This is a genomic window from Mycolicibacterium arseniciresistens (assembly GCF_030519285.1).
Taxonomy (GTDB): Bacteria; Actinomycetota; Actinomycetes; order Mycobacteriales; family Mycobacteriaceae; genus Mycobacterium; species Mycobacterium arseniciresistens.
This window is the reverse complement of record NZ_JAUMSQ010000001.1, coordinates 1-20,382: the sequence shown is the minus strand read 5'-3', so window position 1 is coordinate 20,382 and position 20,382 is coordinate 1. Positions and strand designations below refer to the sequence as shown.

Sequence of the window (20,382 nt, the reverse complement as noted above, 5' to 3'; positions counted from 1 at the left end):
GAAACCCAGTCATGGCAATCAATCTGGAAATGCCGAAGAAGTTGCAGGCCGTCATCGACATGGCCCACGAGGGCGCCGCCGAGATGCTGCGGCCGATCTCGCGCAAGTACGATCTCGCCGAGCACGCCTACCCGGTGGAGCTGGACACCCTCGCCGACCTGTTCGAGGGCATCTCCGAGGCGAACACCATCTCCTTCGCCGGCGCCGAGGCGTTCCGCGATTCGAGCGGTGGCCCCAAGCAGAACGTCAACGGCGGGAACATGTCCGCGCTGGTGAACGCGCTGGAGGTCAGCTGGGGCGATGTGGCGTTGCTGCTGTCGGTGCCACGTCAGGGCCTGGGTAACGCCGCCATTTCCTCGGTGGCCTCGCCCGACCAGCTGGAGAAGCTGGGCAAGGACGTCTGGGCCGCGATGGCGATCACCGAGCCCGGCTTCGGATCGGACTCGGCGGCGGTGACCACCACCGCGGTGCTCGACGGCGACGAGTACGTGATCAACGGCGAGAAGATCTATGTCACCGCGGGTTCCCGCGCCACCCACATCGTGGTGTGGGCGACCCTGGACAAGTCACTGGGCCGGGCGGCGATCAAGTCGTTCATCGTCCCGCGTGAGCATCCGGGTGTCACTGTCGAGCGCCTCGAGCACAAGCTCGGCATCAAGGCCTCCGACACCGCGGCGATCCGCTTCGAGAACGCCCGGGTGCCGAAGGAGAACCTGCTCGGGGACCCCGAGATCCACGTCGACAAGGGGTTCGCGGGGGTGATGGAGACCTTCGACAACACCCGGCCGATCGTGGCCGCGATGGCCGTCGGAATCGCCCGCGCCGCGCTGGAGGATCTGCGCAAGATCCTCACCGACGCCGGGATCGAGATCTCTTACGACAAGCCCGCGCACGCACAGAGCGCCGCCGCCGCCGAGTTCCTGCGGATGGAGGCCGACTGGGAGGCCGGCTACCTGCTGACCGTGCGATCGGCGTGGCAGGCCGACAACGCCATCCCGAACTCGAAAGAGGCGTCGATGGGCAAGGCCAAGTCCGCCCGGGTGGCCAGCGACGTCACCCTCAAGGCCGTCGAGATGGCGGGCACCACGGGCTATTCCGAGGAGACACTGCTGGAGAAGTGGGCCCGCGACAGCAAGATCCTCGACATCTTCGAGGGCACCCAGCAGATCCAGCAGCTGGTCGTCGCGCGCCGGCTGCTCGGGCTGTCCTCCGCCGAGCTCAAGTAGTCCCGGACGGTCAGAAGCCGCCGGCGACCGCGACCCGGGTGCGCCCGGTGACGCCGCCGCCGACGATGGTGCGCAGGGTGTGCGGCGCGTCGAGGATCGACACGTCGCTGGTGATGGCGTCGAGGTGGGCCGGCTTGAGGTCGCCCTCGATCGCCCGCCAGAGTTCGCGACGCCGCTCGATCGGCAGCTGTACCGAGTCGATCCCCGCCAGGGTGACGCCGCGGAGGATGAACGGCAGAACCGTGGTCGGAAGCTCCGGTGACCGGGCGAGGCCCGACACCGCCGCCACGCCGCCGTAGTTCAGGACGCTGAGCGCATACGCCAGGGTGTCCCCGCCGACACTGTCGACGACGGCGGCATAGCTGGACTTGCCCAGCGGGCGGAGCTTCTCGCCCTCGGCCGGCAGCCGGCCGATCACCTGGTAGGCGCCCAGCTCCATCAGGAAGTCGTGGGCATCGGCCTTGCCCGTCGAGGCGATCACCTCGTAACCCAGCCCGGCCAGCAGGTCGACGCTGACACTGCCGACGCCTCCTGTGGCGCCCGTCACCAGGATCGGCCCGTCCTGCGGACGGATGCCGTTGACGCGCAACACGTCAACGCTCATCGCGGCGGTGAAGCCTGCGGTGCCGATCGCCGCAGCCTCGGCCGTGCTGAGCGCATCGAGCTTGACCAGGTAGTCGGCGGGGTAGCGGGCCCGGTCGGCGTAGCCGCCGTGTCGGCCGGTGCCGATGTCGTAGCCGTGCGCAACCACCCGGTCACCGGGCGCGAAACCGTCGGCCGAGCTGGCGACCACGGTCCCGGCGGCGTCGATGCCCGGGATCAGCGGGTACGACCGGGCCACGCCACCCTTGGGGGTGATGGCCAGTGCGTCCTTGTAGTTCACACCGGAGTATTCGACGGCGATGGTCACCTCACCGTCGGGCAGGAAGCTCTCGTCGACCACCTCCGGGTTCAGGGCGATCGATCCGTCGGAGTCCTGGTGCGCCACCAGAGCGTTGACTGCGGTCATGACGCCATCGTAGAGACGCGAAACCCCCGCCACGCGCGATGCGTGGCGGGGGTTTCGTACGTCGGGTCAGCCGAGAAGCACGCGCTGCAGGTCGGGCTTCATCTGCTGCAGCTGCTGGCCCCAGTACATCCAGGTGTGGGTGCCGCTCGGCGGGAAGTTGAACACGCCGTTCTGGCCGCCCGCCGCGATGTAGCGCTCCTGGAAACTGATGTTGCTCTTCAGCGTCAGGCCCTCCAGGAATTCCTGCGGCAGGCCGCCGCCGCCCAGCTCACCGGGCTTGCCGTTGCCGCAGTAGACCCAGATGCGGGTGCCGTTGGCGACGATCCTGTCGATGTTGACCGTCGGGTCGTTGCGCCGCCACGCCTCGCTGCCGCCCGGGCCCCACATCGGTTCGGACTTGTAGCCGCCGGCGTCGCCCATTGCCAGACCGACCAGGAACGGCCACGACCCCTCGGACAGGTTCAGGAAGCCCGACAGCGAGGCCGCATAGATGAACTGCTGCGGGTGGTAGGCCGACAGGATCAGCGAGGCGGATCCGGCCATGGAGAGACCGACCGCGGCGCTGCCGGTGGACTTGACGTCACGGTTGGCCGCCAACCAGTTCGGCAGCTCGGAGGTCAGGAAGGTCTCCCACTTGTAGGTCTGGCAGCCGACCTTGCCGCACGCCGGCTGGTACCAGTCGGTGTAGAAGCTCGACTGTCCACCGACCGGGAGCACGAGCGACAGACCCGAGTCGAGGTACCACTCGAACGCCTGGGTCTCGATGTCCCAGCCGTTGAAGTCCTCGCGGGCGCGCAGACCGTCCAGCAGGTAGACGATGGGCGATCCCGCGCCACCACTCTGGAACTGCACCTTGATGTCGCGGCCCATCGAAGGGGACGGAACCATCAGGTACTCGACCGGCAGGCCAGGGCGGGAGAACGCCCCGGCGATCGCCGAGCCGCCCGTGAAGCCGATCACGCCGGGGAGGAGTGCCGCGACGGCGGCGACCACCGCGAAGCGGCGGGCCCAACGGTTACGAATCTTGTCAACGAAGGTCATAGAGAGGAGTCCATCCATCTACCGGTTACCGCGTCATTCGCCAATACCGCGCGATCACAGATCGCAAATACGGCACCGCAGCAGTTTCTTCACTGCGCTGTCGCGCGCCCGCCCGGGCTGATCGTGAAAAACGGCAGCAGAACGGACCGAGAGATTCAGTTGTCGCGCCTGAAGTAAAACATGAGGGTCAAGCTGAGAAAACCCCGTCAAGTCGGTCAGACCGCGTCACGAGGTCCCGGACGCGACGCCGCCCGGCTGCCGGGAGAGCCGCCCACACGTGTTCTACCAGGACAAACTGAGCCTGCTGCGGCCGTGAGCCGCCCGATCATCCGCGGCGCGCCAGTTCGGCGAGGTGGTCGAGCGAGTTGTGCAGGTGCTCGATCGCGAACGGCGGGAACTCGATGTGCTCGCGCAGAGCCGATCCCACACCCGACCAGTCGTAGGTGAGCATGACACGAGTTCGAGCCGGATCCTCGGCCGTCAGGTCATAGCGCCAGATCCAGCCGCCGAACTCGATGTCCCCGCCGTTGGCGGGCCGCTGGCCGGGCTCCCAGGCGATCGCGTGCGGGCGGTCGAAGTGCACCACCTTGTTCGCCATTTCGTAATGACCGTCGGGGTGGTTGCCATGGAACATCGCGATCCGGAAGATCTGGCCCGCCTCGGTCAGCGTGCGGCCGTCGAGCGACTCGCGCACCCACCCGGTGCCGTCGATCGCGGCATGCTGCGCGGGGTCCGCGAGGATGGCGAACACGGTGTCGGCGGAGGCGTCGACGGTCGTGGTGGCGGTGATGACGTCGTTCGGCATGGCGGTGGCCCTTTCTCGGCGGATGTCAGCAGAACCGACCCCGGCCGCACGCCAGACTCATCGCAGACCCTTGCGAGGCGTCTGAGATAAAAGTAACGTCAGTTTCAGTTTCACCGTCCTCGACCGCCACCACGTCATCGGAGCCGCTGATGGAATCGTTCGTCCACCTGCACAGAGGCAAGACACCGCGGCGCCCGCACGCGGACCTCGACGGCCAGAAGGACGACGAGCTCGGTCGTGGCGGGTTCACCGGACGCACTGCCAATCTGTACCGGCGCAACGACCCCACCGCGTTCCGCGCCGCGGGTCCACTGCGTCCCCTCGACGTCCTCGGCGACCAACTCAAGCCGTCCGACGCGACCGACGCCGCCGGGGCGCCGCTGCTGATGTTCTCGAACCCCGACTGCCAGGTGCTGCTGTCCCGGCGCACCGAGGAGATGCCCTTCTTCGCCCGCTACATCGACGGCGACCTGTTGTCGTTCGTCCACAAGGGAAGCGGGTTGCTCGAAACCGAATTCGGGCCGCTGCGCTACCGCGAAGGCGACTGGGTGTACATCCCCAAGGCGTGCAGCTGGCGCCAGATCCCTGATCACACGCCGGACGGCCCTGCCGAGTCCATGTGGCTGATGATCCAGTCCACCGACGATTTCCGGGTACCGCCGGCCGGCTCGCTGGGCAGGCACTTCCCGTTCGACCCGTCCATGATCGTCGTTCCCGAACCGGCACCGATCGACGACGGTGTCGGCCCGCATACCGACGGTGAGTACGAAGTCCGGCTCTACCACGAGGGCGGACCGACCAGCCTGTACTACCGGCACCATCCGCTGGACGTCGAGGGATGGCGGGGTGACAACTTCCCCTTCACCTTCAACATCGCCGACTACAACGTCATCACCTCCGACAGCGTGCACCTGCCGCCGACGGTGCACCTGTTCATGCAGGCGACCGGCGTCTACGTGATGAACTTCCTGCCCAAACCCGCCGAATCCGTGCCGGGCACCGAACGCACCCCCTGGTATCACCGCAACGTCGACTTCGACGAGATCGCGTTCTTCCACAGCGGCTCGCTCTACGGCATCCCGATGCCGCCCGGACTGATCTCCCACGCACCGCAGGGCGTCCATCACGGCGCACCGGAGAAGGCACGCGAACGGGCGAGGCGGAAGTTCGACGAGTACAGCCGGGTCGACTGGTCGGTGATCGCCGTCGACACCAGGCGCAGGCTCGTCCCGTCGGCCGAGATCCTCGCCAACGACCTCGGACAGCACTGACATGACGACCGCGATCAAGCACGAGTACGACCGGATCCCGTATCTGGTTGCCTACCAGAACACTTCCGGCGTTCGGGATGTCTACGGCGGCGTTGCCGAACTCGTCGTCCTCGAGAGTCATCTGCTCCGGCCGAAGTCGCGAGCCTCCGAAACCGTGCTGGTGTTCATGCACCCCATCGGCGGCGGCGCCTACCTCCCGATGATGAACGCGCTGGCCCGCGCCGGACACCATGTCATCTACTGCAACAGCCGTTTTCGCGGCACCGACTCCGCGCTGTTGATGGAGAAGGTGGTGGAGGACCTCGGCGAGTGCATCAAGGACGCCAAGAACCGGCTGGGCTACCAGAAGGTGGTGCTGGCCGGCTGGAGCGGCGGTGGCTCGTTGTCGGCGTTCTATCAGCAGCAGGCGCAGCATCCCACGGTGACGGCGAGCCCGTCCGGCGACGGACCCGACCTGACGAAGCTGGGCCTCATCCCGGCCGACGGCATCATGCTGCTGGCCGCCCACATCAGTCGCCACGGCACGCTGACCGAATGGCTCGACGCCTCGATCCTCGACGAGTCCGACCCCACCAACCGCGATCCGGAACTCGACCTGTACGACCCCGCCAACCCCAACCAGCCGCCGTACACGCATGCGTTCCTCGAGCGCTACCGGCAGGCGCAGATCGACCGCAACCGGCGGATCACCAAGTGGGTCAAGGCGAAACTTGCCGAGCTGGAGGCCGCCGGACGCCCCGCAGACGAGTTCGCCTTCGTTGTGCACGGCACCATGGCCGACCCGCGCTGGCTCGACCCGACGGTCGACCCCAACGAACGCGCACCGGGCACCTGCTATCTCGGCGATCCACAGGTGGTCAACAACGGCCCGGTCGGGCTGGCCCGGTTCTGCACGCTGCGCAGCTGGCTGTCGCAGTGGAGCTATGACGACGCCAACGGCGACGCCGTGAAGGCCGGGCCGGACATCGCGGTGCCCGCACTGGTGATCGGCAATCTCGCCGACGACGCATGCACGCCCAGCCACACCCGCCGGCTCTTCGACGCGATCGGGCATCCCGACAAGGAGATGCACGAGATCCCCGGCGCCAACCATTACTACGCCGGTCCCGACCAACGCGCTCAATTGCGCCAGGCGGTGAGTATCGTGACGGATTGGCTGATCCGCCACGACTTCGCGAGGGCTGTATGACACCTACCGGCGGGCGAGAAGCCGACCCGGCGCACACTCCGACCGGCGCGCTCGACGGCGTCCGCGTCATCGAGGTCGGCACGTTGATCTCCGGGCCGTTCGCCGGCCGGCTGCTCGGCGACATGGGCGCCGAGGTCATCAAGATCGAGCCGCCCGGCGCACCGGACCCGCTACGCACCTGGGGACAGGCCGAACTCGACGGCGAGCACTTCTTCTGGACGGTGCACGCCAGGAACAAGAAGGCGATCACCCTCGACCTGCGCACACCCCGCGGTCGCGAGCTGTTCCTCGAACTCGTCGAGCGCTCCGACGTCATCGTGGAGAACTTCCGGCCCGGCACGCTGGAGAAGTGGGACCTGGGTTACGACGTACTGCGCGATCGCAACAAGGGCATCATCCTGGTCCGGGTGTCGGGCTACGGGCAGACCGGACCCGACGCGCACCGAGCGGGATACGCCTCGGTCGCGGAGGCGGCCAGCGGACTGCGCCATCTCAACGGCTTCCCCGGCGGCCCGCCACCCCGGCTCGCGCTCTCGATCGGTGACAGCCTCGCAGGCATGTTCGCCGCCCAGGGCGCGCTCGCCGCGCTGTACCGGCGCTCGGTCACCGGCGAAGGCCAGGTCGTCGACACCGCACTCACCGAATCCTGTCTGGCCGTGCAGGAGTCGACGATCCCCGACTACGACGTCGGCGGCGTCGTGCGCGGCCCCTCGGGCACGCGGCTGGAGGGCATCGCGCCGTCGAACATCTACAAGACCGCCGACGGCAGCTGGGTGGTGATCGCGGCCAACCAGGACACCGTGTTCCGCAGGCTCTGCCTGGCGATGGACCGCGCCGAGCTCGCCACCGACGACCGGTTCGCCGACCATGTGGCCCGCGGCCGCAACCAGGACGAACTCGACAAGATCATCGGCGACTGGGCGGCGGAGCGGCACCCGGGCGACATCATCGACGTGCTGTCGGCCGCCGGGGTGATCGCCGGGCCCATCAACACCGTCGCCGAGGTGGTCGTCGACCCGCAGCTGCTTTCGCGCGGCATGATCGCCGAACACCACGACGAGAGGATCGGGCGCACGGTCCTGGGCCCCGGCATCGTTCCAGTGCTCTCGGAGTCACCGGGAAGCATCCGCAGCGCGGGCCCGTCGCGACCGGGCCGGCACAACGAGGAGGTCTTCTCTGGTCTGCTCGGCCGGACCGCCGAGCAACTCGACGAACTGCGGGCGGAGGGAGTGCTGTGACCGGGCTGCCGGACAGGGTCGACATCCGGGAGGTGTCGCTGCGCGACGGGCTGCAGATCGAGACGCCGATCCCGTTGCCTGCGAAGCTGGAACTGCTGGAGGCGGTCGTCGCGACCGGCGTCCGCGAGATCGAGGCGACCGCCTTCGTGTCGCCGTCGAAGGTGCCTGCGCTCGCCGACGCCGCCGAACTGGCCGCCGAACTGGACCGATTCCGGGCCGAGCGCGATGTCGAGTTCTCCGCCCTGGTGGCAGGTCCCGGCGGGGCGAAGCGCGCGATCGCCGCCGGCATGGGCTCGATCGAGTACGTCGTGTCGGCGGCCGACGGCCACAGCCAGGCCAACGTGGGGCGGTCGACGGCCGAGTCCACCGACCTGATCGCCGACATCACCCGCATCGCCCACGAGGGCGGCGCCACCATCGAGGTCATCATCGCCACCGCGTGGGACTGCCCCTTCGACGGTCCCACCGACCCGCGCCGCGTCGTCGACATCGCCGCGGCGGCCACCGAACTCGGCGCCGACCGGCTGGCGATCGCCGACACGATCGGCACCACGACGCCCAAGCGGGTCGCGGACCTCGTCGCTGCCGTCCGCCCGGTGTCCGGCGACATCCCGCTCGGCGCGCACTTCCACAACACCCGCGGCGCGGGCCTGGCGAGCGCATACGCCGCCGTCACCGCGGGGATCACCCGGCTCGACGCCTCGGTGGGCGGGCTCGGCGGCTGCCCGTTCGCTCCCGGCGCCAGCGGCAACATCGCCACCGAAGATCTCGTCTACCTGTTGCGCGACAGCGGCATCGAGGTCGACGTCGACCTGCAGGCGGCGATCGCCGCCGCCGACGTGGCCCGCCGGGTCGTCGGCCACGACCTGCCGAGCGCGCTGCTGCGCGCCGGCGACCGGATCCTGCACTGACCGTGGCCACCGACTCGCTCACCGCCAAAGGTCGCCAGACGCGTGGCGCGATCGAGACGGCTGCACGGAAACTGTTCGCCGAGCGCGGCTTCCACGGCACCACGCTGGCCGACATCACCGCCGCGGCGGGCAAGTCACCCGCGGTGTTCTACCGCTACTACCGCGACAAGGAAGACCTGTTGGTCGCGCTCGCGGAATCCTTCCTGCACGACGTGGTGGTGCCGTCCGGACTCACCGTCCATCTGCCCGAGTCGGCCGACGACACGGCCTTCTTCTCGGCGGTGGTGACCGGCTACTGGAACATGTTCAAGCAGAACATCGGGATCATGATCGCGGTCAACCAGCTGGCCGACACCCGACCCAGATTCGCCGACGTGCAGAACGAGTTCCGGCGCTTCGGCGTCGACATGGTCTCCGCGACCGTGCGCCGCGCGCAGGAGCAGGGCTACGCCGCCGACCTCGATCCCGGCCACACCGGCGCGGCGATCGCGCTGCTGTTCGAGAACTTCACCGCGGTGTTCCTGCGGCCCAACGGCCTCGGGCTGCGGATCGGTGATGCCGAGGCGATCACCACGCTGTCGACGATCTGGAAGAAGACACTGTACGGCTACTGAGCGCACCAGAGAGGAATCAGAGTGGATTTCGCACTGCCGCAACATCTTCCGCCGCTACTGGAGGAGATGGACGCGTTCATCGAGGCGGAGATCAAACCGCTGGAGCGCGAACACATCCAGTACTTCGACCACCGCCGCGAGTACGCGCGCACGGACTGGGAGAACGGCGGGATCCCACGCCGCGAGTGGGAGGACCTGCTCGACGAGATGCGGCGGCGCGCCGACGCAGCGGGCTGGCTGCGCTACGGACTGCCGTCCCGGTTCGGCGGCCGCGACGGCACCAACATCGACATGGCGGTGATCCGCGAACACCTGGCGCACAAGGGTCTGGGCCTGCACAACGATCTGCAGGACGAGTCCTCGATCGTGGGGAACTTCCCCCAGGTCATCATGATGGACCGGTTCGGCACCGAGGCGCAGAAAGCCGAGTGGATCGAAGCCATGCTGACCGGCGAGCGGTCGATGGCCTTCGGGCTGACCGAACCGAAACACGGCTCCGACGCCACCTGGCTCGAGACGCGCGCTGTTCCCGACGGCGACGGCTGGGTGGTCAACGGCACGAAACGGTGGAACACCGGGGTGCACCGCGCCACTCATGACCTGATCTTCGCCCGCACGTCCGGCGAACCCGGCCAGGCGCGGGGCATCACGGCGTTCCTGGTGCCGACCGACTCCCCCGGCTTCACCGTGCCGTACTACTGGTGGACGTTCAACATGCCGACCGACCACGGCGAGGTGGAGCTGAAAGACGTCCGCGTGCCTGCCGACGCGGTGCTCGGCGAGGTGGACCGCGGCCTCGAAGTGGGCCAGACGTTCCTGCACGAGAACCGGATCCGGCAGGCGGCCAGCAGCCTGGGCGCCGCACAGCACTGCATCGACCGTGCGGTCACCTACGCCAACTCGCGCAACGTGTTCGGCAAACCGCTGGCCGTCAACCAGGCCGTGCAGTGGCCGCTGGTCGAGCTGCAGACCGAGGCGCAGATGGTGCGCCTGCTGGTGTATTACGCCGCAACCGAACTGGATCGCAGCCACCACATGGAGGTCTCGGACAAGGTGTCGATGGCCAACTACCGGGCGAACCGGCTGGTGTGTGAGGCCGCCGACCGGGCCATGCAGGTGCACGGCGGCGTGGGCTACAGCCGTCACGAGCCGTTCGAACACATCTACCGCCACCACCGGCGCTACCGCATCACCGAAGGCGCGGAGGAGATCCAGATCCGGCGGGTGGCGCAGCGGCTCTTCGGGTTCGGCAAGCGCTGACATGGCGGGCGGCGATGTCGGCACCGGTCTGGCCGGCGCTCTCGTCACGGTGCTGCGGCCGGTGCTCGGGGACTCGGTGGCGGTGCGCGACCTGCACCGCCTCACCGGCGGAGCCAGCCGCACCACCTGGGCATTCGACGCGGTCACCGACCGGGCCCAGGCGCTGATCCTGCGCACCGGTCCGGCCGACGAGGTGCATGCGGGCATGGAATTGGAGGCCAGGGCGCAGCAGCGGGCGGCCGCGGTAGGCGCACCGGTTCCTCACATCCTCGCCGCCGACGATTCGGCTGCGGCGCTGGGCAATCCGTATCTGATCTGCGGCGCCATCGCGGGCGAGACCATCGTGCGACGGATCTTCCGCGGCCTCGACGACGCCGGGCGCGACCGGCTGCTGCGGCAGTGCGCGCAGGCGCTGGCCGCGATCCATCGCGCGGACCCCGACGGCATCGGTCTGATACCGGCCGACCCGTTGGCCGAGTGGCGCGAGCGGCTCGACGAGATGGGTGACACCACCGCGACGTTCGAGTGGGCCTTCCGCTGGCTGGAAGCCAACCGGCCGCCGCCGACGCCGCCACGGCTGGTGCACGGCGACTTCCGGATGGGCAACCTGATCGTCGACGACTCCGGGCTGGCGGCCGTGCTGGACTGGGAACTCGTCCACATCGGCGAGGTGTACGAGGATCTGGCCTGGTTCTGCATCCGGGCCTGGCGGTTCGGAGCGCCCGAGCACCTCGGGGCGGGCGGGCTGGGCAGCGTCGAGAGCCTGCTCTCGGAGTACGAGGCCGCGGGAGGTTGCCCGATCGACCGGGCGGCCTTCCGGTGGTGGCTGGCGGTGGCGACACTGCGCTGGGGCGTCATCTGCCGCTTCCAGGCCGAGCGGCACCTCGCCGGGCAGACCCGGTCGGTCGAGCTCGCCGCGATCGGCCGACGGGTCTGCGAAACGGAGTGGGACCTGTTGGAACTGCTGGAAGGACGGGGCCCGAGGTGATCCACGACGCGCCGCTGCACGGTCGCCCCACCGCCGCCGAGCTCGTCGCCGCCGTCGCCGAGTTCCTCGAGCACGACGTGCGCGAGGCCACCGAGGGGCAGGTCAACTTCCACGCCCGGGTGGCGGCCAACGTGCTGCGCACCGTCGAACGCGAACTGCTGGACTCGTCGGCAGCGGACGTCGCGGCCGCGGTGCGCGACCTCGGCTATGACGACGAGACGCACCTCGCCGCGGGCATCCGGGCCGGTGAGCTCGACGACCGGGCCACCGAGCTGCCGGCCGCTCTACGGGTGCTCGTGCGGCACCGCCTCACCGTCGCCCATCCCGGCTACGACGCCACGTGACGCACGGTGGCCAGCCAGGCCGGTTCGTCGACCCGGGTGCCGACCGGCACGCCGTAGGCATCGGTCTGCGCCTGCCCCACCACGCCGCGGTACGTCGTGGTGTCCAGCGCCTCGAACTCCCAGCCGTCGGCGAATGCGCCGCGGATGTCCGCCTCACTGACCTGCGGCCCGAATCCGCGACCGGCATCCGACAGCGCGAGCACGTGCACCAGCGCGTCGGGCCGGCACACCCGGGACAACCCGGCGACGTAGCGGGCGCGGTCGGCGGCGTCGAACACGTGGAAGAGCGCGCTGTCGACGATGGTGTCGTACCGGTGCGGCCCGTCCAAGGCCAGCGCGTCGGCGACCTCGAACCGCGCGCTCACGCCCCTGGCCGCCGCGTTGTCGCGGGCCGTGCGCACGGCGTGCGGCGAGAAGTCGATCCCGACCACGTCGTAGCCGAGGCCGGTCAGCAGGATCGTGTGCTCGCCGGCACCGCAACCGGCGTCGAGGACGCGACCGCGGATGAGTCCACGCCGTTCCAGCTCGACGATCGCGGGTTGCGGGCCGTCGATGACCCACGGCGCAGTACCCGACCGGTAGGCGTCGTCGAACACGGACTTGGCGGGTGTCACTTCGGGCATTGCCTGGCCTCTCCTGATGCGGAATCCTGCTTGTGACCGAAGTGTGAAACCTCAATCGCCGTTGAGGTCAAGTCCCCACGATGAGGAGGTGGCCATGACACCGGCTCCGCCCCGGGCCGCCGACCAGGTGGCCGACCGCCTCTTCACGGCGATCGAGGCAGGCGACGCCGCCGCCGTCGAACGGCTCTGGGCCGGCGACGTGCTGGTCTGGCACTCCGGCGACCGGCAGGACAACGACCGCGCGCGGGCGTTGCGGGTGATCGGATGGTTCATCGACCGGACAACCGAACGCCGCTACGAGATACTCGATCGCACACTGTTCGACGGCGGTTTCGTCCAGCAGCACGTGCTGCGCGCCGCCGGAACGGACGGCGCAACCATCGCGATGCGCGTCTGCATCGTGATCAAAGTGAGCGACGACGGGCTGATCACCCGGATCGACGAATACTTCGATCCGGCGGAGATGGCGCCGCTGCTCACTCAGCAACCACGGAGGTGATCATGGCCAGCTTGGCAGAACTGCTCGCCAGCCCGCAGGCGGTGGGCGTGTGGACCCTGGTGCCCGACCGGTCCCGCATCGGGTTCAGCAACCGGACGTTCTGGGGCGTCGTGAAGGTGAAGGGGTCGTTCAGCGACTTCAGTGCCGAGGGACAGATCACCGGGACGGGCGCCGTGTTCGGCCGGGTCGACGTGCGCGCCGACTCACTGAGCACCGGTATCGGGAAACGCGACGCACACCTGCGGTCGGAGGAGTTCTTCGACGTCGGCGCCCACCCCGAGATCAGCGTCGTCGTGACGGCGGCCGAACCGCGCGACACCGACCGCGCCGAGCTACGCGCCGACCTGCGCATCAAGGGGATCTCCCGACCGATCGAGTTGCCGGCCGTCGTGCAGGTCCTCGACGACGGCGCCATCCGGATCGCCGGTGAGACGACCATCGACCGCACCGAATTCGGGGTCAGCGGCAACATGATCGGGATGATGGGACCGAAGTCAGGCGTGTCGGCTGATCTGGTGTTCCGCCGCGCGAGCGCTTGAGCGGCGAAACAGGCGGCAACGCATCCTGATTCGCCGACATCGCTGTCGGCGTCCGCGAGGTCGGTAGCATCTCGCGCATGGCCGAGCCGTCCCGCCCGCTGCGGATCCTGGTGTACAGCGACAATCCGCGCACCCGTGAGGCAGTACAGCTGGCCCTGGGTCGGCGGATCCACCCGGAACTGCCCGAGCTGTCCTACGTCGACGTCGCCACCGGGCCCATGGTGATCAAGCACATGGACGCCGGCGGCTTCGACCTGGTGATCCTCGACGGAGAGGCAAGTCCGACCGGCGGCCTGGGCATCGCCAAGCAGCTCAAGGACGAGATCGACGACTGTCCACCCGTCCTGGTGCTGACAGGCCGCCCGGACGACGCCTGGCTGGCCAACTGGTCGCGCGCCGAGGCCGCGGTGCCCCATCCCATCGACCCGATCCGGCTCGGCGACGCGGTGGTGTCGCTGCTGCGGACGCCGGTGCAGTAGCCCCGGCACCACCCAGGACCTCAGAATGCTTGGCGCTCTTGACTCTTGAGCGCCGAGACATGAGCGCTGCGGCGCGCCCAGCCATTGGATACCGATACTAACCAAAACGTGTGGCGCGGATCGCAAACATGGCTAGGCTGTGGGTTAGCTCACATCGACAGCCACGAGGGAGCGCTTGCGCAGTATGGATTTGTACACACCGATCCTGGTACTGGGGGCGATCGCGGCCGCCTTCGCGGTGGTATCGGTGGTGATCTCCATGGTCATCGGCCCAGGACGGTACAACCGGGCCAAGCTCGAGGCCTATGAGTGCGGCATCGAACCGCTGGCGCCGCCGTCCGAGCCGCAGACCGGCGGCATGCACAAAGGCGGGTCGCGGTCAGCGACCGTCCAGCGGATCCCGATCAGGTACTACCTGACCGCGATGTTGTTCATCGTCTTCGACATCGAGATCGTGTTCCTCTACCCGTGGGCGGTGGCCTTCGACAGTCTGGGACTGTTCGCCCTGGTGGAGATGCTGCTGTTCATGCTCACCGTCTTCGTGGCCTATGCCTACGTATGGCGGCGGGGAGGCTTGAATTGGGACTAGAGGAACGGCTGCCGGGCGGGATCCTGCTGTCCACCGTCGAGAAGGTCGCCGGCTACGTCCGCAAGGGCTCGCTGTGGCCGGCCACCTTCGGTCTGGCGTGCTGCGCCATCGAGATGATGTCGACGGCGGGCCCGCGGTTCGACATCTCCCGCTTCGGGATGGAGCGGTTCTCGGCGACGCCGCGACAGGCCGACCTGATGATCGTCGCCGGGCGGGTAAGCCAGAAGATGGCGCCGGTGCTGCGGCAGATCTACGACCAGATGGCCGAACCCAAGTGGGTGCTGGCGATGGGGGTGTGCGCGTCGTCCGGCGGGATGTTCAACAACTACGCGGTGGTCCAGGGCGTCGACCACGTGGTGCCGGTGGACATCTACCTGCCCGGCTGCCCGCCGCGTCCGGAGATGCTGCTACACGCAATTCTCAAGCTGCACGACAAGATTCAGCAGATGCCGCTCGGGGTGAACCGGGAAGAGGCGATCCGTGCGGCCGAAGAGGCCGCTTTGGCGGTGACTCCGACCATCGAGCTCAAGGGGTTGCTGCGGTGACCGAGCACGCGAACGGCAACGGCCACGGCAACGGCGCCGCCAACGGAGACGGCGCCACCACTCCGGAGGTCATCGGCGTCCGCCGAGGCATGTTCGGAGCCAAGGGCACCGGCGACACGTCGGGCTACGGACGACTGGTGCGCCCGGTGGCCCTGCCCGGTGGCAGCCCCCGCCCCTACGGCGGCTACTTCGACGACGTCGTCGACGCCCTCGCCGCCGTACTCGGTGAGGACGCGTACGCGGAGGCCGTCGAGCAGGTGGTGGTGTATCGCGACGAACTCACGCTCGAGGTCAGGCGCGAGCACCTGCCCGCGGTGGCGCGTGCGTTACGCGACGACGCCGCACTGCGTTTCGAGCTGTGCCTCGGCGTCAGCGGGGTGCACTACCCTGACGACGCCGGTCGCGAACTGCACGCGGTGTATCCGCTGATGTCGATCACCCACAACCGTCGGATCCGGCTGGAGGTGGCCGCCCCCGACGCCGATGCCCACCTGCCATCGCTTTTCGGCATCTACCCCACGACCGACTGGCACGAGCGCGAGACGTACGACTTCTTCGGCATCGTCTTCGACGGCCACCCGTCGCTCACCCGCATCGAGATGCCCGACGACTGGGTGGGACATCCGCAGCGCAAGGACTATCCGTTGGGCGGGATTCCCGTGGAGTACCACGGAGCCGAGATTCCCCCGCCCGACGAGCGAAGGGCCTACAGCTGATGTCTCGAAACCCGAAGCCGCCCACCGACGGCGGTGGTTCCGCGGCAGGTGCCGACACCGTCGTCGTCGTCGGTGGCGAGGACTGGGACCAGGTGGTGGCCGCCGCGGCGAAGGCGCAGTCCGGTGAGCGCATCGTGGTGAACATGGGCCCCCAGCATCCGTCCACCCACGGTGTGCTGCGACTCATCCTCGAGATCGAGGGCGAGACGATCATGTCGGCGCGTTGCGGCATCGGCTATCTGCACACCGGCATCGAGAAGAACCTCGAGTACCGCAACTGGACGCAGGGCGTCACGTTCGTCACCCGCATGGACTACCTGTCACCGTTCTTCAACGAGACCGCCTACTGCCTGGGTGTCGAGAAGCTGCTCGACGTCACCGACGCGGTGCCCGAGCGCGCCAGCGTGATCCGCGTGATGCTGATGGAGCTGAACCGCATCTCGTCGCACCTGGTGGCGCTGGCCACCGGCGGCATGGAACTGGGTGCGATGAGCGCCATGTTCTACGGCTTCCGGGAGCGGGAACAGATCCTGTCGGTGTTCGAGCTGATCACCGGACTGCGGATGAACCACGCCTACATCCGCCCCGGCGGGCTGGCGGCCGATCTGCCCGACGACGCGGTGCCCAGGATCCAGGACCTGCTGGAGCTGCTGCCCCGACGGCTGCGCGATCTCGAGGACCTGCTCAACGAGAACTACATCTGGAAGGCCCGCACACAGGGCATCGGCTACCTCGACCTGGCCGGCTGCATGGCGTTGGGCATCACCGGGCCGGTGCTGCGGTCCACCGGGCTGCCGCACGACCTGCGCAGAGCCCAGCCGTACTGCGGTTACGAGAACTACGAATTCGACGTGATCACCGACGACGGCTGCGACGCGTACGGCCGCTACCTGATCCGGGTCAAGGAGATGCGCGAGTCGATCAAGATCGCCCAACAGTGCCTGGACAAGCTGCGGCCCGGCCCGGTGATGATCACCGACAAGAAGCTGGCCTGGCCCGCCGACCTGAAGCTCGGACCCGACGGGCTGGGCAACAGCCCCGAACACATCGCGAAGATCATGGGCCACTCGATGGAAGGCCTGATCCACCACTTCAAGCTGGTGACCGAAGGCATCCGGGTGCCGGCCGGCCAGGTGTACTCGGCCGTGGAGTCACCGCGCGGCGAGCTCGGGGTGCACATGGTGTCCGACGGCGGGACCCGCCCCTACCGGGTGCACTACCGCGATCCGTCGTTCACGAATCTGCAAGCGGTGGCGGCGATGTGCGAAGGCGGCATGGTGGCAGACGCGATCTCGGCGGTCGCCTCGATCGATCCGGTGATGGGCGGGGTGGATAGATGACGATCTTCCTGGAACTCGGCCAGCGCCCCGACGAGGCGGGCCCGCCGATCCACGGACCCTCGGCCTACCCGCCCGACGTGGCCGCGAGGCTGACCGCCGACGCCGACGCGATCATCGAGAAGTATCCGCAGTCCCGCTCGGCGCTGCTGCCGCTGCTGCACCTGGTGCAGTCCCAGGACGGCTACCTGACCCCGGCGGGCATCGGATTCTGCGCGGACCGACTCGGCCTGACCGCCGCCGAGGTCACCGCCGTCGCCACGTTCTACTCGATGTACCGGCGCAATCCCACCGGCGACTTCCTCGTCGGCGTGTGCACCAACACCCTGTGCGCGATCATGGGCGGCGACGCGATCCTGGAGGCGCTGCAGGATCATCTGGACATCCACGCCGGTGGGACCACCGGTGACGGTCGCGTCACCCTCGAGCACATCGAGTGCAACGCCGCGTGCGACTACGCGCCGGTCGTGATGGTCAACTGGGAGTTCTTCGACAACCAGACCCCGTCGTCGGCCCGCGACCTGGTCGACGAGTTGCGGTCCGGCACGCCGCCCGCGCCGACGCGCGGGGGGCCGCTGTGCACCTTCCGGGAGACGGCCCGCACGCTCGCCGGACTCGGCGAACCACGGTCCGGCGCCGGAGAGGTCGGCGCCGCCACGCTCGCCGGTCTGCACGTCGCGCAGGAGAACTCCATGACGGCACCCGCGCCGGCGGCCACGGAGGACCGGCCGCCCACCGGTGACAACGGAGCCGCTGCCGCGCAGGATGCCGTGGAGACCACCCGCGACGAACCCGCACCCGCGCCGTCGGCCACGGTGCCCGTCGAGTCGGGTACCGCCGAAACCACCCCGCGCGCAACGGAGTCCGACACATGACCGGGCTGACGCCGGTGCTGAGCCGGTTCTGGGACGAGCCCGAGCCGTGGTCGATGGAGACCTACCGCCGCCACGACGGATACCGCGCGCTGGATCGGGCGCTGCACATGGCGCCCGACGACGTGATCGCGCTGGTGAAGGACTCCGGGCTGCGCGGGCGCGGCGGCGCCGGCTTCCCCACGGGCACCAAGTGGTCGTTCATCCCGCAGGACGACACCGGCGCCGGCGCCAAACCGCACTACCTGGTGATCAACGCCGACGAGTCCGAACCCGGCACGTGCAAAGACATCCCGCTGATGATGACCACTCCGCACTTCCTGGTCGAGGGTGCGATCATCGCCGCCTACGCGATCCGTGCCCACCACGCGTTCATCTACGTGCGCGGCGAGGTGGTGCCGGTGCTGCGCCGCCTGCAGGCCGCGGTGGCGGAGGCCTACGCGGCCGGATACCTCGGCAGCGACATCGGCGGCTCGGGCTACGACCTCGAACTGATCGTGCACGCCGGCGCGGGTGCCTACATCTGCGGCGAGGAGACCGCGCTGCTCGACTCGCTGGAAGGCCGCCGCGGCCAGCCCCGGTTGCGCCCGCCGTTTCCCGCGGTGGCCGGCCTGTACGCCTGCCCCACGGTGGTCAACAACGTCGAGTCGATCGCCAGCGTCGCGCCGATCCTGCTCAACGGCATCGACTGGTTCCGCTCGATGGGTTCGGAGAAGTCGCCGGGCTTCACGCTGTACTCGTTGTCCGGCCACGTGACCAGGCCCGGCCAGTACGAGGCGCCGCTCGGCATCACGCTGCGCGAACTGCTCGAGTACGCGGGCGGTGTGCGGGCGGGGCACACACTCAAGTTCTGGACCCCCGGCGGATCGTCGACACCGTTGCTCACCGACGAACACCTCGACGTGCCACTCGATTACGAGGGCGTCGCCGGCGCCGGTTCCATGCTCGGCACCAAGGCCCTACAGATCTTCGACGAGACCACCTGCGTCGTGCGCGCGGTGCGGCGCTGGACGGAGTTCTACGCCCACGAATCCTGCGGCAAGTGCACGCCGTGCCGCGAGGGCACCTACTGGCTGACCCAGATCTACGCCCGGCTCGAGAGCGGACAGGCAGGCACCGAGGACGTCGACAAGCTGCTCGACATCTCCGACGCCATCCTCGGGAAGTCGTTCTGCGCGTTGGGGGACGGCGCCGCCAGCCCGATCATCTCGTCCATCAAGTACTTCCGCGACGAGTACCTGGCGCACCTCGATGGCGGGTGCCCGTTCGATCCGCACGCCTCCACACTGCTGGCCGCCGAGGGGGTGGGAGTATGACGCAGACCGCGCAACCCGGGACAGAGGTACCGCCGGTCGAGATGGTCACGCTGACGATCGACGGCGCCGAGGTCAGCGTGCCCAAGGGCACGCTGGTGATCCGGGCGGCCGAACTGATGGGCATCCAGATCCCGCGGTTCTGCGACCACCCGCTGCTCGACCCCGTCGGCGCCTGCAGGCAATGCCTGGTGGAGGTGGAGGGCCAGCGCAAGCCGATGGCGTCGTGCACCACCACGGTGAGTCCGGACATGGTGGTGAGCACGCAGTTCAGTTCCGAGGTCGCCGACAAGGCACAGCGCGGGGTGATGGAACTGCTGCTGATCAACCACCCGCTGGATTGCCCGGTCTGCGACAAGGGCGGCGAATGCCCGCTGCAGAACCAGGCGATGTCCAACGGCCGCGCCGAGACCCGGTTCACCGACGTCAAGCGCACCTTCCCCAAACCCATCAACATCTCCGCCCAGGTGCTGCTCGACCGGGAGCGCTGCGTGCTGTGCGCCCGCTGCACCCGGTTCTCCGAACAGATCGCCGGCGACCCGTTCATCGACCTGCTGGAACGCGGTGCGCTGCAACAGGTCGGCATCGCTCCGGGCGAACCGTTCGCCTCCTACTTCTCGGGCAACACCGTGCAGATCTGCCCGGTCGGCGCGCTCACCGGCACCGCGTACCGGTTCCGCGCCCGGCCGTTCGACCTGGTATCCACGCCGAGCGTGTGCGAGCACTGCGCCTCCGGCTGCGCGCAGCGCACCGACCACCGCCGCGGAAAAGTGCTGCGCCGGTTGGCCGGTGACGACCCAGAGGTCAACGAGGAGTGGAACTGCGACAAGGGCCGGTGGGCGTTCACGTACACCGGCCTCGGCGACCGCATCACCACACCCGGGCTCCGCGAGCCCGACGGCACCCTGCGGCCGGCATCGTGGTCCGAGGCGCTGGGCGTGGCGGCGGCCGGACTGGCCCGCGCGACCGGCGCG

The 20,382-nt window shown here is 68.8% G+C and carries 23 protein-coding genes; 19 read left to right on the top strand and 4 right to left on the bottom strand.

The features are described from left to right. Positions 1-11 precede the first annotated feature (11 nt). Positions 12-1,226 carry an acyl-CoA dehydrogenase family protein gene (locus tag Q2100_RS00115; protein ID WP_264012221.1) on the top strand — a complete coding sequence of 405 codons (1,215 nt, stop codon included), beginning with the start codon at positions 12-14 and terminating at the stop codon, positions 1,224-1,226. A 10-nt stretch (positions 1,227-1,236) separates the two neighbouring features. Here the strand turns inward: Q2100_RS00115 and Q2100_RS00110 are convergent, their stop codons facing one another. The 3 genes from Q2100_RS00110 to Q2100_RS00100 form a co-directional block, all read right to left on the bottom strand. Next, positions 1,237-2,235, bottom strand: coding sequence for an acrylyl-CoA reductase family protein (locus Q2100_RS00110; RefSeq protein ID WP_264012222.1), 999 nt, complete (start codon positions 2,233-2,235; stop codon positions 1,237-1,239). A gap of 66 nt (positions 2,236-2,301) precedes the next feature. Further along, positions 2,302-3,276, bottom strand: a complete 975-nt coding sequence (locus Q2100_RS00105) for an esterase family protein (protein ID WP_302912316.1) — start codon at positions 3,274-3,276, stop codon at positions 2,302-2,304. A gap of 325 nt (positions 3,277-3,601) precedes the next feature. Further along, positions 3,602-4,081 carry an SRPBCC family protein gene (locus Q2100_RS00100; protein ID WP_302912315.1) on the bottom strand — a complete coding sequence of 160 codons (480 nt, stop codon included), beginning with the start codon at positions 4,079-4,081 and terminating at the stop codon, positions 3,602-3,604. A gap of 149 nt (positions 4,082-4,230) precedes the next feature. Here Q2100_RS00100 and Q2100_RS00095 point away from each other — a divergent pair, with 149 nt between their 5' ends. The 8 genes from Q2100_RS00095 to Q2100_RS00060 are packed head-to-tail and all read left to right on the top strand — an operon-like array spanning position 4,231 to position 11,896. After that, on the top strand, positions 4,231-5,352 hold the full coding sequence (locus Q2100_RS00095) for a homogentisate 1,2-dioxygenase (RefSeq protein ID WP_302912314.1): 1,122 nt from the start codon (positions 4,231-4,233) through the stop codon (positions 5,350-5,352). 1 nt (position 5,353) lies between these two features. Further along, complete coding sequence (locus tag Q2100_RS00090) at positions 5,354-6,541, top strand: alpha/beta hydrolase family protein (RefSeq protein ID WP_302912313.1); 1,188 nt, start codon at positions 5,354-5,356, stop codon at positions 6,539-6,541. Further along, positions 6,538-7,779 (top strand): CaiB/BaiF CoA transferase family protein, encoded by a 1,242-nt coding sequence (locus Q2100_RS00085; RefSeq protein WP_302912312.1) that lies wholly within the window; start codon positions 6,538-6,540, stop codon positions 7,777-7,779. Before Q2100_RS00090 ends, Q2100_RS00085 begins: the two co-directional genes overlap by 4 nt. Continuing rightward, positions 7,776-8,690 (top strand): hydroxymethylglutaryl-CoA lyase, encoded by a 915-nt coding sequence (locus Q2100_RS00080; RefSeq protein WP_302912311.1) that lies wholly within the window; start codon positions 7,776-7,778, stop codon positions 8,688-8,690. Before Q2100_RS00085 ends, Q2100_RS00080 begins: the two co-directional genes overlap by 4 nt. A gap of 2 nt (positions 8,691-8,692) precedes the next feature. Continuing rightward, positions 8,693-9,304, top strand: a complete 612-nt coding sequence (locus Q2100_RS00075; protein WP_269895756.1) for a TetR/AcrR family transcriptional regulator — start codon at positions 8,693-8,695, stop codon at positions 9,302-9,304. A gap of 21 nt (positions 9,305-9,325) precedes the next feature. Beyond that, positions 9,326-10,564 (top strand): acyl-CoA dehydrogenase family protein, encoded by a 1,239-nt coding sequence (locus tag Q2100_RS00070; RefSeq protein ID WP_302912310.1) that lies wholly within the window; start codon positions 9,326-9,328, stop codon positions 10,562-10,564. 1 nt (position 10,565) lies between these two features. Continuing rightward, entirely contained in the window at positions 10,566-11,552 is a 987-nt protein-coding gene (locus Q2100_RS00065) for a phosphotransferase family protein (RefSeq protein WP_302912309.1), read from the top strand. Then, on the top strand, positions 11,552-11,896 hold the full coding sequence (locus tag Q2100_RS00060; protein WP_302912418.1) for a DUF6285 domain-containing protein: 345 nt from the start codon (positions 11,552-11,554) through the stop codon (positions 11,894-11,896). Before Q2100_RS00065 ends, Q2100_RS00060 begins: the two co-directional genes overlap by 1 nt. Here Q2100_RS00060 and Q2100_RS00055 read toward each other — a convergent pair. Beyond that, positions 11,881-12,519: a class I SAM-dependent methyltransferase gene (locus tag Q2100_RS00055; protein ID WP_302912308.1), complete on the bottom strand. Its 639-nt coding sequence runs from the start codon at positions 12,517-12,519 to the stop codon at positions 11,881-11,883. The genes Q2100_RS00060 and Q2100_RS00055 overlap by 16 nt on opposite strands. Positions 12,520-12,613: 94 nt before the next feature. Between Q2100_RS00055 and Q2100_RS00050 the strand changes: the two genes are divergently transcribed. The 10 genes from Q2100_RS00050 to Q2100_RS00005 form a co-directional block, all read left to right on the top strand. Then, a complete protein-coding gene (locus Q2100_RS00050; protein ID WP_302912307.1) occupies positions 12,614-13,018 on the top strand; it encodes a nuclear transport factor 2 family protein in 405 nt (134 codons plus the stop codon). A gap of 2 nt (positions 13,019-13,020) precedes the next feature. Continuing rightward, complete coding sequence (locus Q2100_RS00045; protein ID WP_302912306.1) at positions 13,021-13,557, top strand: YceI family protein; 537 nt, start codon at positions 13,021-13,023, stop codon at positions 13,555-13,557. Between the two features lie 77 nt (positions 13,558-13,634). Further along, positions 13,635-14,036, top strand: a complete 402-nt coding sequence (locus tag Q2100_RS00040) for an Rv3143 family two-component system response regulator (RefSeq protein ID WP_264012235.1) — start codon at positions 13,635-13,637, stop codon at positions 14,034-14,036. 184 nt (positions 14,037-14,220) lie between these two features. Next, entirely contained in the window at positions 14,221-14,625 is a 405-nt protein-coding gene (locus Q2100_RS00035) for an NADH-quinone oxidoreductase subunit A (protein WP_264012236.1), read from the top strand. Continuing rightward, positions 14,616-15,170 carry a NuoB/complex I 20 kDa subunit family protein gene (locus tag Q2100_RS00030; RefSeq protein WP_264012237.1) on the top strand — a complete coding sequence of 185 codons (555 nt, stop codon included), beginning with the start codon at positions 14,616-14,618 and terminating at the stop codon, positions 15,168-15,170. The genes Q2100_RS00035 and Q2100_RS00030 overlap by 10 nt, the downstream gene beginning before the upstream one ends. Further along, positions 15,167-15,886 (top strand): NADH-quinone oxidoreductase subunit C, encoded by a 720-nt coding sequence (locus tag Q2100_RS00025; protein WP_302912305.1) that lies wholly within the window; start codon positions 15,167-15,169, stop codon positions 15,884-15,886. Before Q2100_RS00030 ends, Q2100_RS00025 begins: the two co-directional genes overlap by 4 nt. Continuing rightward, positions 15,886-17,226 carry an NADH dehydrogenase (quinone) subunit D gene (gene nuoD / locus Q2100_RS00020; RefSeq protein WP_302912304.1) on the top strand — a complete coding sequence of 447 codons (1,341 nt, stop codon included), beginning with the start codon at positions 15,886-15,888 and terminating at the stop codon, positions 17,224-17,226. The genes Q2100_RS00025 and nuoD overlap by 1 nt, the downstream gene beginning before the upstream one ends. Then, complete coding sequence (nuoE, locus tag Q2100_RS00015; protein WP_302912303.1) at positions 17,223-18,098, top strand: NADH-quinone oxidoreductase subunit NuoE; 876 nt, start codon at positions 17,223-17,225, stop codon at positions 18,096-18,098. Before nuoD ends, nuoE begins: the two co-directional genes overlap by 4 nt. Next, positions 18,095-19,411, top strand: coding sequence for an NADH-quinone oxidoreductase subunit NuoF (gene nuoF, locus Q2100_RS00010; RefSeq protein ID WP_302912302.1), 1,317 nt, complete (start codon positions 18,095-18,097; stop codon positions 19,409-19,411). Before nuoE ends, nuoF begins: the two co-directional genes overlap by 4 nt. Next, the coding region (locus tag Q2100_RS00005) for a 2Fe-2S iron-sulfur cluster-binding protein (RefSeq protein WP_302912301.1) at positions 19,408-20,382 on the top strand (975 nt) is incomplete at its 3' end. The genes nuoF and Q2100_RS00005, both read left to right, overlap by 4 nt.

What these genes read in the sequence shown, in the direction of transcription:
- Q2100_RS00105 (WP_302912316.1), bottom strand. Translation starts at nt 3,276, where the DNA reads ATGACCTTCGTTGACAAGATTCGTAACCGTTGGGCCCGCCGCTTCGCG.
- Q2100_RS00035 (WP_264012236.1), top strand. Translation starts at nt 14,221, where the DNA reads ATGGATTTGTACACACCGATCCTGGTACTGGGGGCGATCGCGGCCGCC.
- Q2100_RS00090 (WP_302912313.1), top strand. Translation starts at nt 5,354, where the DNA reads ATGACGACCGCGATCAAGCACGAGTACGACCGGATCCCGTATCTGGTT.
- Q2100_RS00050 (WP_302912307.1), top strand. Translation starts at nt 12,614, where the DNA reads ATGACACCGGCTCCGCCCCGGGCCGCCGACCAGGTGGCCGACCGCCTC.
- Q2100_RS00065 (WP_302912309.1), top strand. Translation starts at nt 10,566, where the DNA reads ATGGCGGGCGGCGATGTCGGCACCGGTCTGGCCGGCGCTCTCGTCACG.
- Q2100_RS00100 (WP_302912315.1), bottom strand. Translation starts at nt 4,081, where the DNA reads ATGCCGAACGACGTCATCACCGCCACCACGACCGTCGACGCCTCCGCC.
- Q2100_RS00040 (WP_264012235.1), top strand. Translation starts at nt 13,635, where the DNA reads ATGGCCGAGCCGTCCCGCCCGCTGCGGATCCTGGTGTACAGCGACAAT.
- Q2100_RS00055 (WP_302912308.1), bottom strand. Translation starts at nt 12,519, where the DNA reads ATGCCCGAAGTGACACCCGCCAAGTCCGTGTTCGACGACGCCTACCGG.
- nuoD (WP_302912304.1), top strand. Translation starts at nt 15,886, where the DNA reads ATGTCTCGAAACCCGAAGCCGCCCACCGACGGCGGTGGTTCCGCGGCA.
- Q2100_RS00110 (WP_264012222.1), bottom strand. Translation starts at nt 2,235, where the DNA reads ATGACCGCAGTCAACGCTCTGGTGGCGCACCAGGACTCCGACGGATCG.
- nuoF (WP_302912302.1), top strand. Translation starts at nt 18,095, where the DNA reads ATGACCGGGCTGACGCCGGTGCTGAGCCGGTTCTGGGACGAGCCCGAG.
- Q2100_RS00085 (WP_302912312.1), top strand. Translation starts at nt 6,538, where the DNA reads ATGACACCTACCGGCGGGCGAGAAGCCGACCCGGCGCACACTCCGACC.
- Q2100_RS00115 (WP_264012221.1), top strand. Translation starts at nt 12, where the DNA reads ATGGCAATCAATCTGGAAATGCCGAAGAAGTTGCAGGCCGTCATCGAC.
- Q2100_RS00045 (WP_302912306.1), top strand. Translation starts at nt 13,021, where the DNA reads ATGGCCAGCTTGGCAGAACTGCTCGCCAGCCCGCAGGCGGTGGGCGTG.
- nuoE (WP_302912303.1), top strand. Translation starts at nt 17,223, where the DNA reads ATGACGATCTTCCTGGAACTCGGCCAGCGCCCCGACGAGGCGGGCCCG.
- Q2100_RS00095 (WP_302912314.1), top strand. Translation starts at nt 4,231, where the DNA reads ATGGAATCGTTCGTCCACCTGCACAGAGGCAAGACACCGCGGCGCCCG.